This window comes from Kribbella yunnanensis (assembly GCF_039529655.1).
GTDB lineage: Bacteria > Actinomycetota > Actinomycetes > Propionibacteriales > Kribbellaceae > Kribbella > Kribbella yunnanensis.
This window is the reverse complement of sequence record NZ_BAAANF010000010.1, coordinates 296420-312368: the sequence shown is the minus strand read 5'-3', so window position 1 is coordinate 312368 and position 15949 is coordinate 296420. Positions and strand designations below refer to the sequence as shown.

General features: G+C 66.4%; 13 protein-coding genes. 4 read left to right on the top strand and 9 right to left on the bottom strand.

What is annotated here, in order from left to right:
* Nucleotide 1: 1 nt before the first annotated feature.
* On the bottom strand, nucleotides 2–754 hold the full coding sequence (locus ABD231_RS17035; protein WP_344152136.1) for a ParA family protein: 753 nt from the start codon (nucleotides 752–754) through the stop codon (nucleotides 2–4).
* Between the two features lie 107 nt (nucleotides 755–861).
* Between ABD231_RS17035 and ABD231_RS17030 the strand changes: the two genes are divergently transcribed.
* Complete coding sequence (locus ABD231_RS17030; protein ID WP_344152134.1) at nucleotides 862–2358, top strand: MFS transporter; 1497 nt, start codon at nucleotides 862–864, stop codon at nucleotides 2356–2358.
* A 19-nt stretch (nucleotides 2359–2377) separates the two neighbouring features.
* A complete protein-coding gene (locus ABD231_RS17025; RefSeq protein ID WP_344152131.1) occupies nucleotides 2378–3256 on the top strand; it encodes an alpha/beta fold hydrolase in 879 nt (292 codons plus the stop codon).
* Here the strand turns inward: ABD231_RS17025 and ABD231_RS17020 are convergent.
* The 5 genes from ABD231_RS17020 to ABD231_RS17000 all read right to left on the bottom strand — a co-directional run bounded on the left by ABD231_RS17020 (nucleotide 3253) and on the right by ABD231_RS17000 (nucleotide 11910).
* The gene (locus ABD231_RS17020) at nucleotides 3253–6492 is read right to left on the bottom strand and encodes a DUF2961 domain-containing protein (protein ID WP_344152128.1); all 3240 of its coding nucleotides are present in this window, start codon (nucleotides 6490–6492) and stop codon (nucleotides 3253–3255) included. The two genes, ABD231_RS17025 and ABD231_RS17020, sit on opposite strands and share 4 nt — an antisense overlap.
* A gap of 112 nt (nucleotides 6493–6604) precedes the next feature.
* Nucleotides 6605–8728 carry a hypothetical protein gene (locus tag ABD231_RS17015; protein WP_344152125.1) on the bottom strand — a complete coding sequence of 708 codons (2124 nt, stop codon included), beginning with the start codon at nucleotides 8726–8728 and terminating at the stop codon, nucleotides 6605–6607.
* Nucleotides 8725–10242 (bottom strand): family 43 glycosylhydrolase, encoded by a 1518-nt coding sequence (locus ABD231_RS17010; RefSeq protein ID WP_344152122.1) that lies wholly within the window; start codon nucleotides 10240–10242, stop codon nucleotides 8725–8727. The genes ABD231_RS17015 and ABD231_RS17010 overlap by 4 nt, the downstream gene beginning before the upstream one ends.
* Nucleotides 10243–10324: 82 nt before the next feature.
* Nucleotides 10325–11392: a hypothetical protein gene (locus tag ABD231_RS17005; RefSeq protein ID WP_344152119.1), complete on the bottom strand. Its 1068-nt coding sequence runs from the start codon at nucleotides 11390–11392 to the stop codon at nucleotides 10325–10327.
* Complete coding sequence (locus ABD231_RS17000) at nucleotides 11389–11910, bottom strand: RNA polymerase sigma factor (RefSeq protein WP_344152116.1); 522 nt, start codon at nucleotides 11908–11910, stop codon at nucleotides 11389–11391. Before ABD231_RS17000 ends, ABD231_RS17005 begins: the two co-directional genes overlap by 4 nt.
* Nucleotides 11911–12098: 188 nt before the next feature.
* On the opposite strand from ABD231_RS17000, the gene ABD231_RS16995 reads away from it, so the two are divergent.
* The gene (locus ABD231_RS16995) at nucleotides 12099–12923 is read left to right on the top strand and encodes a RelA/SpoT domain-containing protein (RefSeq protein ID WP_344152113.1); all 825 of its coding nucleotides are present in this window, start codon (nucleotides 12099–12101) and stop codon (nucleotides 12921–12923) included.
* Nucleotides 12920–13234, top strand: a complete 315-nt coding sequence (locus ABD231_RS16990) for a hypothetical protein (RefSeq protein WP_344152110.1) — start codon at nucleotides 12920–12922, stop codon at nucleotides 13232–13234. Before ABD231_RS16995 ends, ABD231_RS16990 begins: the two co-directional genes overlap by 4 nt.
* On the opposite strand, the gene ABD231_RS16985 is transcribed toward ABD231_RS16990, so the two are convergent.
* The 3 genes from ABD231_RS16985 to ABD231_RS16975 are packed head-to-tail and all read right to left on the bottom strand — an operon-like array spanning nucleotide 13227 to nucleotide 15794.
* The gene (locus ABD231_RS16985; protein WP_344152107.1) at nucleotides 13227–14186 is read right to left on the bottom strand and encodes an ABC transporter ATP-binding protein; all 960 of its coding nucleotides are present in this window, start codon (nucleotides 14184–14186) and stop codon (nucleotides 13227–13229) included. The genes ABD231_RS16990 and ABD231_RS16985 overlap by 8 nt on opposite strands.
* Nucleotides 14187–14188: 2 nt before the next feature.
* Nucleotides 14189–15004, bottom strand: a complete 816-nt coding sequence (locus ABD231_RS16980; protein ID WP_344152104.1) for an ABC transporter permease — start codon at nucleotides 15002–15004, stop codon at nucleotides 14189–14191.
* The gene (locus ABD231_RS16975; protein WP_344152101.1) at nucleotides 14997–15794 is read right to left on the bottom strand and encodes an ABC transporter permease; all 798 of its coding nucleotides are present in this window, start codon (nucleotides 15792–15794) and stop codon (nucleotides 14997–14999) included. Before ABD231_RS16975 ends, ABD231_RS16980 begins: the two co-directional genes overlap by 8 nt.
* Nucleotides 15795–15949 lie beyond the last annotated feature (155 nt).

The following is a 15949-nucleotide window of genomic DNA, read 5'->3' as shown; positions in this document are numbered from 1 at the left end:
GTTAGAGGAGGGTGGTGGCTAGGGTTCGGTAGGCCTTGGCGCCGGGGGACGTTGGGGCGGTGGTGAGGATGGTTTCGCCTACTGCGGGGGCTTCGGCGAAGCGGATGGACTTCGGGATTGCTGGGGCGAGGACGTCGAGCGAGTAGGCCTCGGCGATTGTCTCGAGGACAGCGCGGGCGTGGGTGGTGCGGCCGTCGTACAGGGTTGGTAGGACGCCGAGCACCCGCAGGCTGGGGTTGGTGAGGTGCTGGACGTCATGCACGGTGTCTAGTAGTTGCCCGACGCCACGATGTGCCAATGTCTCGCACTGTAAGGGGATCAGTACGTCGGTTGCCGCGGACAACCCGTTCACGGTGAGCAGGCCGAGGGTGGGTGGGCAGTCGACGATGATCCAGTCGTACGCCGGGCGCACGGATCGCAAGGCGGTTCGGAGCACTTGCTCGGGGCCGGTCTCGCGGGCCAGTTGCACCTCTGCGGTGGCGAGCTCGATGGTCGCGGGGAGTAGGTCCGGGCCTTCGTCGAACTCGATCAGCACGTCGCCCGCCTGCACTCCGCCGAGCAGTACGTGGTGGATCGACTTGTCCAGGTCCTCGGGGTCGATGCCGATCGAGAAGGTCAGGCAGGCCTGCGGATCGAGATCGACGAGCAGCACGCGCTGGCCGAGTTCGCTCAGGGCAGCACCGAGTGTGGCGACGGTGGTCGTCTTGGCCACGCCGCCTTTCTGGTTGGCAACCGCGAGAGTGCGAGGAGGCACGCGGCCATTGTGCCGCACGGCGGAACGACCGGTTGCATCAGTCCGTGTCCCGTCCGTCACGCCCCGCTCTTGACCTCAAGGGGACTTTAACTCCCAGCATGGCCGACATGAGCGAATCGACGATCTCCCCGACGACTGCTCCGGCGCGGGCCGGCCGGCGCGAATGGCTCGGCCTGGCCGTCCTGGCCCTGCCGACCATCCTGCTCGGCTTGGACGCGACGGTGCTGCACTTGGCCGCGCCTGTGCTGAGCACGGACCTCTCCCCCAGTTCCTCGCAGCTGCTGTGGATTGTTGACGTGTACGGGTTCGTGGTCGCCGGTCTGCTCGTCACGATGGGCACAGTCGGTGACCGGATCGGTCGGCGTCGGCTGTTGATGATCGGTGCGGCCGGGTTCCTGGGGGCGTCGGTGCTGGCTGCGTTCGCGACCAGTCCGGAGCTGCTGATCGCTGCCCGTGCGCTGCTGGGGCTGGCCGGGGCGACGCTGATGCCGTCGACACTTTCCTTGCTGAGCAACATGTTCCAGGACCCGGATCAGCGGCGGCTGGCGATCGCGATCTGGATGACGAACTTCATGCTCGGCGGCATGGCCGGTCCGCTGATCGGCGGCGTGCTGCTGGACCACTTCTGGTGGGGTTCGGTGTTCCTGATCGGCGTACCGCCGCTGGTGCTGCTGCTGATCGCCGCGCCGCTGCTACTGCCCGAGTTCCGCAACCCGAAGGCTGGCCGGATCGATCTGCTGAGCGTTGTGCTGTCTACGGGCGCGATCGTGGCGGTTGTCTACGCCATCAAGGAGACTGCGAAGGGTGAGCTGCATCTGACCACGCTGGTGGTGGCGCTGGTCGGTATCGCGCTCGGTTGGGTGTTCGGACGCCGCCAGCTCCGTTTGAGCGAGCCACTGGTCGATCTGCGGCTGTTCCGGCGGGCTGCGTTCAGTGCGTCGCTTGGTGCGCAGACCTTCGGTCTGTATGTGCTGGCCGCGCTGCAGTTCCTGACTGTGCAGTACTTCCAGCTGGTGCTGGGCATGTCACCGCTCGAGGCCGGACTCTGGATGCTGCCGATGATGGTGACCGGCATCGTCGGGACACTGGCCGCGCCGTGGGCTGTCCGCCACCTGCGCGCTGGTACGGCGATGACAGTCGGCTTCGTCGTCGCCGTACCCGGACTGGCGTTGATGGCGACCGCTGGTCGGCTACCGGTGGTCATCGGCTTGGCGGTGGTCAGCCTGGGTATCCAGGTCGTCCTTGCGCTCACGTACGACGTAGTGGTGAGCAGTGCGCCGCCGGAACGAGCCGGAGTCGCGTCGGGCATGGGTGAGACCGGGACCGAGCTCGGAATGGCACTGGGGATCGCTATTGGCGGCAGCCTGGTCACAGCGGCGTACCGGGCTGGTGTGACGGTGCCGGGTGGCGCAGCGGAGTCTGCTCGGGACACTCTGGGCGGTGCGATCGCGGCGGCGGAGAGTCTGCCCGGTCCGGCCGCCCAGGAGTTGCTGGCGAGTGCCCGGGACGCCTACACGGGTGGCGTGCAGCTGGCTGTGTTGATGAGTGCCGCGATCATCGCCGTACTCGCCGTGGCAACGGCCAAACTGGTGCGGACCGACTGAGCCGCTACTCTCTTTACTTGTGAGTACGCCACGAACGATGACGCTGCCGGATGGGGTTCACCCAGCGACGCTGGAGACCGACCGCGGATCCTTCGCGACCCTGAGGGCAGTGCCGGAGATCGGTACGCCGCTCGGCACGGTACTGCTCGTTCCGGGGTGGACGGGCAGCAAGGAGGACTTCACTCCGCTACTCCACCACCTGGCGCGCTACGGGTGGATCGCGGTGGGCGTGGACCAGCGGGGTCAGTTCGACACCGCGGGGCCGGCCGCCCCCTCGGCGTACACGCTGGAGGCGCTGGGCGCGGACGTGGTGGCGATGAGCGTCGCACTCGGCGGCTACAGCCAGCTGGTTGGGCACTCATTCGGCGGCCTGGTTGCGCGGGAGGCGGTGCTGACTGACGCGTCGGTGTTCTCGACGTTGACGCTGCTCTGCACTGGGCCGTCTGGTTTCACCGATGAGCAGACACTGCAGGGTCTCCAGATGCTCGCCTTCGGGCTAGACAACCTCCCGATCGAGCAGGTCTACGACCTGAAGCTGGAACACGACGCCAAGAACCCCGGGTACCTCGAACCGCCCGAGGAGATCGCCGCTTTCCTCCGCAAACGCTTCATCAGCAACTCCCCGGTCGGACTGGCCGCGGTCACCCGGCACCTGACTAATGCCGTGGACAAGACCGACCGGTTGGCGAAGGCGGGTGTTCGCACGCAGGTCGTGTACGGCGAAACCGACGACGGCTGGCCGCTCCCCATCCAGAACGAGGTGGCCGAGCGCCTCGGCATCCAGCCCGAAATGGTCCCCGACGCCGGCCACTCCCCCGCCATCGAACAACCAGCCACCACCGCCCGCCTCCTCGTCGACTTCTTCCACGACCGGGACCGGTTCAACAACGCCGTCTAGGGGCGCAGGGCGGACGGGGCGGGCCATTCGGTGTTGGGGGCGAAGTAGTCGTGCCAGAGGGGGGCTTGGGGGTCGGGGGTGAAGGCCTGGCCGTTGGAGGGGGCTACGTAGACGTCGCCGGCGGCGCCTCTGGTGAAGGTGATGATGTCGGAGCGGCCGTCACCGGTGAAGTCGCCGGAGCCTGGGATCTCGGGGGTGGGGGCGAAGAAGCTGTGCCAGAGGTTGCCGTCGCCGGTGAACGCCGTGCCGGTTGAGGTGGCTACGTAGACGTCTCCTGAGGTGCCGGCGGCGAAGGTGGCTATGTCGTCGCGGCCGTCGCCGTTGTAGTCGCCTACGTCGGGGGTTTCGGTGTTGATGGCGAAGTGGGCGTGCCATTTCCAGGTGGTGCCTAGGAAGGATTTGCCGTCGGAGAGGGCTACGAAGACGCTGGCTGTTGTGCCGCGGGTGAAGGTGACGATGTCGTCGCGGCCGTCGCCGTCGAAGTCGCCGATGTCGAGGAGTTCGCCGGGCCAGCCGAAGTCGCCGTGCCAGAGCCAACTGTCTTGGACGAAACGGTTGCCGTCGGAGAGCGAGACGTAGGCGTCGTGGGTGGTACCGCGGGTGAAGGTGACGATGTCGTCCTTGCCGTCGCCGTTGAAGTCACCGACCATCGGCACCTCGCCGTCAAGCGCGAAGTGGTCGTGCCACTTGGTGGCCGGGAGGTACCCGTCGACGCCGTTCGACAACGAGACCCAGACATCCGCTGCAGCTCCGCGAGTGAAGGTGATGATGTCTGAGCGACCGTCCCCATTGAAGTCACCGGTAGCTGGGATCTCGTTGCCAATAGCAAAGGATGAGTGCCACAGCTTGCCCTCGCCGAACTTGGCGCCGGTCGACTTCGCGACGTACACATCAGCCGCATCTCCCCGCAGGAACGTCACGATGTCATCCTTGCCATCGGCATCAACATCGGACACCGTCGCGATCTTCGCCGCCGCAGCCAAGGTCGCCGCAACACCAAGGTTGCCGGAGGCATCGACCGCGATCACCTTGTAGAACCGTTGCTGGCCACCCTTCAACGCCTTGTGCAGGAAACCCGGCGTCGGCGCGGTCCCGATGAGGTTCGCGGGAGTCACCGGTACGTCGGCCGTGGTGGCCGAGTAGATCTGGTACGACGTTGCCTCCAGCACCGGGTTCCAGTTCAGCAGCACGGCGTGTTCACGAGGTGTCGCCGTCAGCCCGGTGGGCGCGGCCAGCCCGCCACCGGCGACGTACGGGTCGACGATGCTCGCGGTGAGATAGCGGGCTGCAGTCCAAGTGCCGACCGGCGTGATCGTCACCTTGACACTGCTCTTGCCAGCGGTCGCCGAGGCAGGCAGCGGGAACTGGTCGGACAGCCAGCGCATGGTCCCGTTGCCGAGCGGCTGCCGCCAAGTCCCGACGGGCACGTCGTCCACACTGACCGCCGCCTCTTGGTACTTCTGCGCCTGGTCCGAGATCCGCCGCAGCAGCACCCCACGGTTCGCGGAATCGACCGCCATCCGGAAGGTGATCGGTCCCTGACCTGAGCGGACCTCATCCGTGATCGGCAGGTAGTCGAAGTCCCCCTCGGCCACGCTGTTCAGAGTCGCCGCGGTGCCACTGTCGGCGTACTGATGAGCGGTCCGGGCCGCAGCATCACCCAGATCGAGCGCATCCGTCTCGCGAGTACTGACTGTGGGCTGCGTGTAGAGGAACGCAGTCGACCCATAGTCGGCAAACCAGTCGTTCTGCTGCCCGTGCTCGATTCCGAACCGCAGTGCGGAGTCGTAGGAGATCGACTCGGTCAGCAGCAGCCGATAGACCGCGTCACACTCCTGTGCACAACCAGCGTTCCCCACCTCGTGCGCAGTGTTGCCAGTGAAGGCCGCGCTATAGCGACCGCCGGCGAAGTACCAGCCAGCCTCGTAGAAGTCCTCTGTCCCAGTGCCATGCTGCTGCGGCGACAGCGAGCTGTCGATGTAGACGCGCTCATCGCCTTCGAGGTACCCGCGATTCACCCCCGCCATCGTCTGCGCGACCCCGACAAGCTTGCCGCGGCCGGTCTGGTCGGCCACCACCCAGTCGTCGCCCCACGCGGTCTTGCCGCTGCGCGAGAACGCGGTGAAATACGCCGCCGGTCCACCCGGAAGGAGAGCAGTGCTCCACTTTGAGTCCGGTGCACTCGTCAGCTGCAACTCGACGTTCCCGACGGCTGCCCCGGTGGAATTCACCAGCGAGACCGCGGCCGACTCCCGATAAGGCATCGGCCACCACGTCGTGAACCATCCACCCGCGCCCGGATCGGCAGCGAACATCAGCGACTTCACCGAATACGCGCCCAATCCGGTCCCGAAGAACTCACCAACCGGGGAGTCGACCGTACGGCGGCCGTCGAACGCGATCCGCAACCGCAACCCCGCCAGTACGGCGTCCGACGGCGTCACCCCGACAAACCGCATCCGCAACGCACTGATCGCCCCAGGCCCCTGAACGGTGCCGAAGGCAACTTCCTGCCCAGCCCCGACCGGATGAGTCTGACCAGCCGTGGTCGACCCGGAAACGGCCGGCTTCGGATCCGCCGTACCGGCTGCTCGCAACGTCGCCAGTACGTCGCTCGCCTGGTCGGCCGGGTCGAACCTGGTCACGCCGTCCGCGTCCGGGAAGTGGCGATAGTTCACGTGGTAGAAGAGCGGGTTGCGCTGTACGACGATCTGCATGGACTGCCGATACGCCATCGGCACCTTGATCTGGAACCCACCACCGGCCTGCGACGCATTAGCGACCAACGGGTGCACGAACGGCGCACCGACTCGACCATCGGCGACATCCTTCAGCGACCGGTTCAACACCGTCGTACCGTCCAGCGTGATCGCGATCGTCCCAGTGTCAGTCACGTCTGGAACGTCATTACGCAACCTCGTAAACCAGATCGAGTCGATCTGACCGGGCCCCAGATCCTCGGCGATCACACACCCCGCGGCCACCTGCCGCAAGCACGAATCCGCACCGTCGAACCCGTCGTTGTTGCTACCGCTCCGCGCAAACCCGGAGAACTGGCGGGTGCTCGTCCCGGACGACAGATACGGCAACCGGTCCAGCTGCCGCAACGTCTCCCAGCCAACCGCCCCCTTGCCCACAACCTCAGCAGGAGCAGCGGTGGCCGGCACGACGAGGGGAACGGCCAGGACCAGCCCGGTCAGTACGGCGACAACGGGCAGGCGGAAGCGTCCGGACATCGACTGTCTCCTCAGGAGGGCGGCGGTGATGAGACTCCGTCAGGAGAGTCTCACCATCACCCGGGAAATCGATATCCTTACGACGTCCGTCAAATGGTCACGTCCGGAATCGTCAGCTGGCGGTCAGGACCTGCGCCTTCATACCCGCGTGCGGACTGACGATCGTCCAGCCGGTAGCGCCCTGCTCGAAGTCGCCGTTCGTCACCGTGAGCCCGACCGCGTCGATCTCGTCGAACCCGACGTCGATCATGTAGTCACCGACGCCCTGCTGCTCACACAGCGCGAACTGCAGCACCACCGACGTTTCACCGCGGACGAACTGAGCGATGTCCACCGCACCCCAGTTGCCCTGGCCGTTCATCCAGACCTTCGGCGCCTCGGCGGCATCGAGGTTGCTGAGCAGCTTCTTCTCCTTCGACGTCACGATCGTCACCTGCTTCAGGTGATACCCGAGCAGGTCGGCAGCGTACGCGTCGTAGTCCCACCACGAGATCTCGTACCGCGGCGCGTTCGGATCAACGGCCATTCGCTGCTCGGCCCAGACGCAGGCACCCGCGCTGGTCGCCGATCGCTCCGGCACGAACAGACTCAGCCGGCCCTTGCCATACATCGCGCTGTTGCGGATCGCGCCAACCCCACCCGGCTGGTACGTCGTTCCTGTTCGGGGCAGGTCCGGCGGAATCGGGGCCGACGGCGTCGTCGGTACGGCGGGCTGCGGCTGACCGCCGAACGCGGCCGCAATCACGTCGTACACGTCCTTGGCCTGGTGCGGGGTGACCTTGTCGATCGTGCCGTGGATGATCGGGCTCTGCTGCTTGAGCTGCCAGACCCGGGTGGCCGGGTTGACGTCCTCGAAACCGAAGTTGGCGATCGTGAAGCCGGTCGGGACCAGGCTGTCGAAACCGACGTCGATCGGAAAGTTGGCCGGGGCCTGGGCGTAGAGCTTGAGACTCAGCTTCGCGGTCGTCTTACCGCGCATCGCGGCAGTCAGGTCGACCGAGGCGGGCGCCCAGGTGAAGCCGAACTCGTCGGCGACATCCGATCGCCACACCACCTGGTCGTCGACCAGCACTTCCTTGTACAGCTTGCCGGACTTGGCCGGCGTCCTGCTCACCTGGTCGTACGTGGCGAACCGCAGGTTGTAGCTGCCGGCCGCCGGATCGACCGTGACCTGTTGATAGGCCTCCGCGAACCCGCCTGCCGGAGCAGTCGTATAGATGCCTTGGGCAAAGCTCAAGCGGCCTTCACCGGTCTGGGCAAGGTTGTTCGAGGCAATCGTCGGTCGCCGGTCGTAGTTGACCGGGGCGCCGTAGGCAACGATCCCGCCGATGCGACCATCAGCGGCGTACGGCATCGCCACCTTGAGCGACTCCGCGACGTACTCGGGGCTTGGCGGCAGCGCCGCATCGAGGAAGCGATCGGTGTAGAGCAGCAGGATCAGGTCGAGGTGCAGCGGGTTCAACTTCGCGAGCAGCTCGTCCATCTGCGCGGCGAGGAAGCGCGGATCCGTGGTGCTCTGCGCACCGCCGAGGTACGGGAACAGGACGCCGTCGATGTACGGCGCGAGTTTCTCGAGGTGATCGGCGGTGTAGTCCCAGTGGTACATCGTGGTCAGGAACCCGAGGTTCGGGTTGATCGCGTCCTGGGTCGCCTTGATCTGCGCGAGGTACGGGCCAGTGAACAGGTCGCTGTTCCGCGCGATCAGGAAGTCATCGATCTGCCAGGCCTTGATATTCGGATACTGCAGCGAGAGCGTCGCGATGTTCCGCGCCCACGCGATGAAGTCGAGTTTGAACGGGCGCGAGCAGTAGCCCTCTAGGTACGGGCCTTCCGGACGATCGGCCTGGCACTCCGACGGCGGTACCAGATCCAGCCAGACGTCGATCCCCGCGGCCCGCGCCAGCGGTGCGAACTCGCTGCGCAGATCGTCCCAGTCGGTCGGCGACTCCCAGATCCCGAACAGGTAGGTGTTCACGTTCATCGCCTTCAACCGCTGGATCAGCTTCGGCGAGTCGTAGTGGTACCGGCCGTCTGCCCGCGGTTTGGCCTCGCGGGTCTCCGCGTCGACCGTGTTCCCGCCGGTCTTCGACGTCAGTACGCCGCCGGGCGGGATGATGCCCTTCGTTCTGGTCTTCACATCCGGGAACTGCTGCTCGGCCTTGGTCTCCTTCGCCATCGCCTGCTGCCCGCCGACAGCGAGTGCAGCCGCGGCGATCAAAGCCACCCAGCGCTTCATCCGATCTTCTCCAGCTTCCACTGCTGGCACGCGCCCTGCCAGTACGGCCACACCCGGACGTCGGCCCCGGCCGCGGTCGAGCAGCCATCCACGTCCAGCGTCTTGCCGCCGATCTTCGAGATCACCTTGTAGTACCCGTTGCCGAGGGCATCGAGATACCACTCCTGGCAGTCACCACCCCAGTACGGCCACTGGATCACGTCGGCGTGATTGGCGGCCGAACAGCCGGCCACATCGAGAGCCTTGCCGCTGTGAGCGGCCAGCAGCTTGTACGAACCGTCGCCGTTGTAGGTGATCTTCCACTGCTGGCAAGTACCGCCGTTCGCGGTCCAGACCTGCACATTCGCCGCATCGGCGGTCGAGCAGCTGGCAACTTCGAGCAGGTTGGTCGGGTTGTTCTTCGGCGACAACCTGTAGGTGCCATTGGCCACAATGTCGGCACCCGGATCACCGCTCGGCAGGGTGATCGTCTCCCACGAAGACTTCGGTACGCCGAGTTGCGGCTTGCCGGCGGCGTCGTACGTGACCTTGCCGACCCGTACGGCGCGACCCGCGCTGCAACTGCCGACCGGCGTACCGTTCGAGCTCGTCACGCCGTGGTAGACGATCCAGGTCTCCTTGCCGTCGGGCGAGGTGAAGAATCCGTGGTGACCGGTGCCGAAGACCCAGCTGGCGTCGTTGCGCTTGAAGACCGGTCCGCTGGACTTGGTCCACGACGATTGGCTGAGGACATCGCTGCCGGTCAGCTCCAGGACGCCGAGCGAGTAGTCGGGTGACTCGCACGCGCTGGCGGAGTAGTAGATGTAGACCTTGCCGTTGTGGATCAGCGAGACCGGGCCCTCGGTGACCTTGCGGCCGTTCTGCTCCCACGGCTGATCCGGGGTGGTGAGCTGGGCGGGTGGGCCACTGATCGTCCACGGGTTGCTCATCGGGGCGATGTACAGGTTCTGGCCGTTGACGCGACCGCTTGACCACAGGTGGAACAGGCGGCCGTCCGGGAGCTTCATGACGCTGCCGTCGATCGAGTGGAAGTCGCCGGTGTCGAGCTTGGCCTTGAACGTGTACGGGCCCATCGGGTGATCGGCCTCGAGGACGAACATCCGGTGCTTGGAGTCGTTGCCGTTGTCGGCGGTGTAGTACAGGTACCACTTGCCGTCGAACTGGTGGATCTCCGGCGCCCACAGGTTGCAGCACGCCTCACCGGCCGACGGCGTCCAGAGCGTCTGTTGAGGTGCGGACGCGAGGCCTGCCACCGAGGGTGCGGATACGCCGACGAGGATGTCGCCGTGCGTGTAGAGCATGTGGTAGTTGCCGTCGGCAAACACCATCCAGGGGTCGGCGGCGTTCTCCCGGACCGGGTTGCGGACCGTGTTCGGGCGGGCCGGCAGGACCTCGGCCGGCGCCTGGGCCCGCGGCTTCTCGACGGGCTGCGGAGCGGCGTCGCTGGTGATCGGCAAGAACGCCGAGAGCACCAGCGATGCCCCTACTACGAGTCCGGACAGCACTTTCGCCATACCTCACCCCTCGTGTCTTTGCGGACACGATGACACGGCGAGGACAGGTCCGTCCGGCCTTTCGATCCTGCTCGAAGAAGCCCTACGCCACGGGGAGAACCGCCGGCTCGATCCGCAGCTTGCCGAGACCGATCGGGGTCAGCGCCGCCTTCACCGCCTCCGTGTAGACGAGGAGCTGGACGTTCTCGCTGGCACCGTCCATTGCCGTGTGCGACGAGGTGATGCCGAGGTCGTCGCGGTCCATCAGGCCGGCCAGCTTGCCGGCGAGCTGGTCGGCGTCACCGCGACTCAACTGGGCCGGGGCCACACAGAGGTTGCCGTCGTAGACCGCCTCGAACGCCTTCCGGAACGCCGCGCGATCACCGTGCGCGACACCGACGAAGATCACCACAGGCTTGGTGCGACCCTCGCCGTACGGGTGGTAGATCACCGGGCCGAAGGCCTGATCACGGTGCTTGTCGAGGAACTGGGTGACCTTCGGGTCGTCGAGGTTGCTCGGCTTGACCGGCCAGCCACCCTTCGGCGGCAGGCACGGGAGCGGCGGGGTCACTACGTTGGGCGGCGGAGTGGGCGCGGCCTGCTGCTGCACGGCAATGGTCCGGTTGGTCCAGATGCCGGTGAGCGTGGCGCGGCCGGTGCGAACGCCTTGGATGGTTTCGAGGTCGGTCAAAAGGTTGACGTTGACGCCGGTCAGCGCGACCTTGAGCCCGTCGGGACAGGTCGGCGCCGGCGCCTTGCCCGGGAGGTAGCCGATCGTCGGGATCGGGCGGTCCGGGCAGAAGACCGGGGCGACATTCGGCGCTGCGATGACCTGACCGCTGACTCGCACCTTGCTGCCGTCGCGGACGAGGAGGTCGTCGTTCGAACCGGTCTGCTCGTTCCGGTTGGCGAAGGACTGGACGGCCTCGGGCGTCGCGGGTGCTGGTGGGCCGCTCTGCGGCGTCGCCGGGGCGCCGTTGGGGAGCAGGCTCAGCGTCACCGCAGCCACCGCCACCACACTGGCCGCAGCCAACACCGGCACCCACCGCTGCGGCCGACGGCTCGCACCGGTGATCCGCTCCAGATCCGGCTCGGGAGCCGACGGTTCATCGGCCCGCCACTGCGCACCGGCCCGCGTCAGCAGGTCGTCGATCTCGTCGATCGGTTTCATTCCCTGACCTCCAGCAACGTGCGCAAGCGAGCCCGCGCATCGGACAACGTGGACTTCACGGTGCCCTCGGAACACCCCATCACCGCGGCCGTGTCGGACACCGACAGATCCGCGAAGTAGAAACAGTCGACCGCCAGCCGCTGCCGCGGCGGCAACTCCCCCAACGCCTGCCCGACATCGATCCGGCCCTCCACATCAGGCCGCACCCCCGGCACATCCTGCTCCTCCAGCACCCCCGCCGGCCGAACCCGCCGAGCCGCCTTCCGCGCCTGATCCGCGGTGATCGCCAGCAACCACGCCGAGGCGGTACCGCGGCTCCCGTCGTACTGCCCCCGCTTCACCCAAGCCCGCGCCAACGCCTCCTGCACGATGTCGTCCCGGTCCGCCCCCACCCCCAGCCGCCCCGCCAACCGAGCCATCGCCCCCACATGCGGCCGCACCCACGCAACAAAGCCAGGCCCATCCCCCGGCGGCCCCATCACCACCACCACCACGGCCTCACCCGTCATCGTCGGCATACCTGTTCTACCCCTCGAGTCCCACTCAGGTTGGGTCCCAACCCACATTTTTCAACGACCCCACCACCCCCAAGTCACCCCCACCCCACCTTCGTAACCACCCCGAGTTATCCACAGATCCCCAAACCCACCCCACAGCCCCCCAAATCCTCCCTACCGTCGAAGGACGCCGACATCCAGGGGGACCGATGCGATCAGGTCTGGAGGACCTACCCGAGCCGGCCGAGCTGCATGCCCGGCTCAGTGCCCGGCGGCCGCTCGACTGGGGTGATCCGATCCCGAGCAAGGCCGAAATTGCCGCCCAGTACGGCGCCGACGCGGCCCGCAAGAGTCTCACCCTGCTGGCCCAGGTCGCCGTCGTGGAGCAATCGATCACCGACGAGTTCCTTGCCGCCGCCGGCTCCGAAGTGGTCGCGCACCAGGTGGAGAGCCGGGTGAAGTCTCCGCAGTCGTTGGCTCGCAAGTTGAAGAATCTGTCACGATCTGCCTTCGACGAGACACCACTCGACGACGCCCTGCGGTACACACTCGTCACGCGATCCCCCGACGAGCTCGTTCCTGCCGCGGAGCACGCCTGCGACGAACTGACTCGCCGAGGCTGGAAGCTGGGCGGCGCGATTCAGTCCTACGCGGATGGCAGTAGGTACAAGGGCTTGCACCTACTCCTCCAGCGGCAGGGGCAGCGCATCGAGGTACAGATCCACTCTCGCGAATCGATCGATGTCAAACACCGGACGACACCGCTGTACGCCGTCGAACGCGACCGCGGGCAGCCGCAAGACAAACGATCTGCAGCTCGTCAGGCTGCGATCGCACTGTCGGCTCAGATGAGCCACCCGGCGGGCATCGACGAGTTGCGCACACTCGGCGGGGTGCAGGTCGAGGTCAGAGTTTACGGTAAGCAGAACGCTCGCCCCATCCAGCGTGGTGAGCCGTCATCGGCGCCGCAGGCGGAAGGTGCGGCCCCGAAGTTGTCGACCGAATCGCAGCGAAAGGACGGATTGTCGCGATGACACGGCTGTATCTGGTCACTCAGGGGGATCGCAAGATCTGGGTCGCCGCCCTGGTCGACGAGGACATCTGGACCTATGTCGGGAACACGGGCAAGTTCCACCTCAACGAAGGAGTCCGTGAGGACTACTTCATGAACGCGGCTGCCCAGTACGCCGAGATCGGAGTCACCGAGGCCAAGCGGCTGATCGCGGCCGGGGTCGGCCTGGTCGACGCGGAACAGAAGCCCGACTCGGTTCAAGGGTGGCTGGACGACGAGGAGGCCATGGATGCCGACGTCGTCTTTGCTTCGATGATCGCCGATCTCAGCTGAGGTCAGGGGTGGGGGTGTAGAGCTGGGTGATGATGGATTCGATGGTGGGTTCGGCGATGGTTAGGTCGGCTAGGGGGTAGGTGGCGGCTAGGTGGGCTACCAGGGGGGCGGCGCTGGTGGTGGGGGGAAAGGTCAGGTGCTGGCGGGGGCCGTCGACTTTGGTGACGGTGGCGCCGGGGATGGTGATGGGTGGGAGGGAGGTGGCCAGGTCTACTACCAGGGTTCTGGGGGCGGACTGGCTGGCTCGGAGGGTGGGGAGGGTGCCGTCGAAGATTTGGCGGCCGTGGTCGATGACCATGACTCGGGTGCAGAGGGCTTCGATGTCGTCGAGGTCGTGGGTCGTGAGGATGACGGTGGTACGGCGTTCTGCGTTGACCTGGGCGAGGAATTCGCGGAGGCGGGCCTTGCTGATGACGTCCAGGCCGATGGTGGGTTCGTCGAGGTAGACGATTTCGGGGTCGTGCAGGAGGGCGGCGGCGATGTCGCCACGCATGCGTTGGCCTAGGGAGAGTTGACGGACGGGGACGTCTAGTAGGTCGCCGAGGTCGAGGAGTTCGACGAAGGTGGCGAGGTTTTCGCGGTGGCGGGCGATCGGGACGCCGTACATCTTCTGCAGGACGGCGAAGGAGTCCTTGAGGGGAAGGTCCCACCACAACGTGGTGCGTTGGCCGAAGACGACGCCGATGCGTTTGGCCAGTTTGAGGCGGTGGCGGGACGGGTCGACGCCGGCTACGCGGATGGTGCCGCCGCTGGGGACGAGGATGCCGGTGAGCATCTTGATGGTGGTGGATTTGCCGGCGCCGTTCGGGCCGATGTAGCCGACGACCTCGCCGGGTTCGACGGTGAAGGAGAGGCCGTCGACGGCGCGGACCTCGCGTCTGGTGCGGCGGAATCCTGTCCGTGACGTGACCGTGAAGGCTCGGGACACGTCGGTGAGTTCGATGACTGGCATGTTCAGCTCCCTGTACTGCGATAGCGACGCAGACCTGCGCGCCAGCCGAGGGCCGCGAGGGCGACCATGACCGCGGCGGCGAGCGGGGACAGCAGGCCGATCCAGGAGGGCAACCCCAGTGGGGGTTGCTTGTCCAGCACGAAGAGCACCGGATAGAAGTTCACGAACGCCAGCGGTACGACGAACGTGACCGCCCGGACGACGTCCTTTCCGAAGGCGGACAACGGGTACTGCGTCAACGTGCGGCCGCCGTACGTGAAGGAGTTGGAGAGTTCGGCGGAATCGATCGCCACGAACTGGAATGCCGCGCCCAGCACGAAGAACGAGCCGAAGATCAGCGCACCGGAGATCGTGCCGACAACCATCATGATGCCTTTGGCAACGGTCCAGTCGACGTCGAGCTGGGTCAGCGCGATCACCAGCACGGCCAACGCCTGCAGCACCCGGCCGACCTTGTCGAGGCGGAACTCGTCCGCGGCTGTCTGGATGACGGCTGGTACCGGCCGGACCAGGTAGGCGTCCAGCGAACCGCTCCGGATCCGCCGGCCGACGCGTTCGATCGAGCCGGTGACCAGGTCGGCGATCCCCATCGTCAGCGAAGACGTTGCGTACAGCAACGCCATCTCGGCCAGCGAGAACCCGCCGAACGCGTTGATATGACTGAACATCAGCAGTACGGCGAGGAAGTCGGTGATCGTGATCAGGATCCCGGTCACCATCAGCAGCGCGAACGACGCCGGGTAGGCGAGGGTGGATCGGATCCACATCCCGGCGAGCATCCAGTACTGGCCGGGGGCCTGCAGGATTCGCTCAACCACCTTGGATCACCACCTTGCGCATCGCCAACTGGGTCACCAGTTGCCCGATCAGGAGCAGTACCAGGATCCAGCCGATCTGGAAGAGCAGCGCGCCGCCGATACCGCTCGGGTTGCGGCCGAGCCAGATGTCGATCGGCACCTGCAGCGTCGCCGCCCACGGTGTCGCCCGCACGAACTCACCGAACCAGCCGGGGAACACGACCAGCGGGAGAACCGCGCCGGAGAAGAACAGCGACACGAGCATCGCGGCCGCCTCGGTTCCCCGGGAGTCGACGATCCAGAAGCCCGAGAGCGCGACCAGGTACCGGATGCCGAAGCTGACCAGGATCGCGAACAACAGCCCGATCGCCACGGCCAGCCAGGCCTCCGCCCGGGAGGGAAACTTCAGGTCGAAGACCAGCGCCCCGACGAGCAACGGGATCCCGCCACGCACGATCAGCTGGAACATCGCCCGGCCGAGATCCATCGAAAGCCACCACAGCAACAGGTGCGTCGGCCGGTACAGGTCGACCGCGATCTCGCCGCTGCGAACCCGCTCGCCGAGTTCAACCGTCGTACTGGCACCGAACAGTCCGATCGGCAGCAGCAGCCCCTGCTGAAGCCACACGAACGTCAGCGCATCGTTGACGTCGTACCCGCCGAGCCCCGGCCGCTCGTGCCACAACGTCAGATAGACACCGCACAGGATGAACCCGAACACGGAATTGGTGAACGCACCGGAGACAGTCGCGATCCGGTACGTCGCAAAGCGCCGGAACGACCGCACTGCGATCGCCCAATAGACGCCCACGGCAACCTCCTCTCACACATCGAGGTGGTGTCCGAAGGCCCAGCAGCACGCAGAACTACCCCGAATCCATCAGGACCCGGGGGGTTCGGACACCACTGTGGCAGGCATGGGTGACCCACGCCGTTCTGTCAAAGGAAAGGTGCCGACCGTACGAC

Bases quoted from the DNA above. Each gene is read 5' to 3' on its own strand.
- ABD231_RS17020 (WP_344152128.1), bottom strand. From the start codon at position 6,492: ATGTCCGGACGCTTCCGCCTGCCCGTTGTCGCCGTACTGACCGGGCTG.
- ABD231_RS17000 (WP_344152116.1), bottom strand. From the start codon at position 11,910: ATGCCGACGATGACGGGTGAGGCCGTGGTGGTGGTGGTGATGGGGCCG.
- ABD231_RS17005 (WP_344152119.1), bottom strand. From the start codon at position 11,392: ATGAAACCGATCGACGAGATCGACGACCTGCTGACGCGGGCCGGTGCG.
- ABD231_RS17015 (WP_344152125.1), bottom strand. From the start codon at position 8,728: ATGAAGCGCTGGGTGGCTTTGATCGCCGCGGCTGCACTCGCTGTCGGC.
- ABD231_RS16990 (WP_344152110.1), top strand. From the start codon at position 12,920: ATGACACGGCTGTATCTGGTCACTCAGGGGGATCGCAAGATCTGGGTC.
- ABD231_RS16985 (WP_344152107.1), bottom strand. From the start codon at position 14,186: ATGCCAGTCATCGAACTCACCGACGTGTCCCGAGCCTTCACGGTCACG.
- ABD231_RS17030 (WP_344152134.1), top strand. From the start codon at position 862: ATGAGCGAATCGACGATCTCCCCGACGACTGCTCCGGCGCGGGCCGGC.
- ABD231_RS17010 (WP_344152122.1), bottom strand. From the start codon at position 10,242: ATGGCGAAAGTGCTGTCCGGACTCGTAGTAGGGGCATCGCTGGTGCTC.
- ABD231_RS16995 (WP_344152113.1), top strand. From the start codon at position 12,099: ATGCGATCAGGTCTGGAGGACCTACCCGAGCCGGCCGAGCTGCATGCC.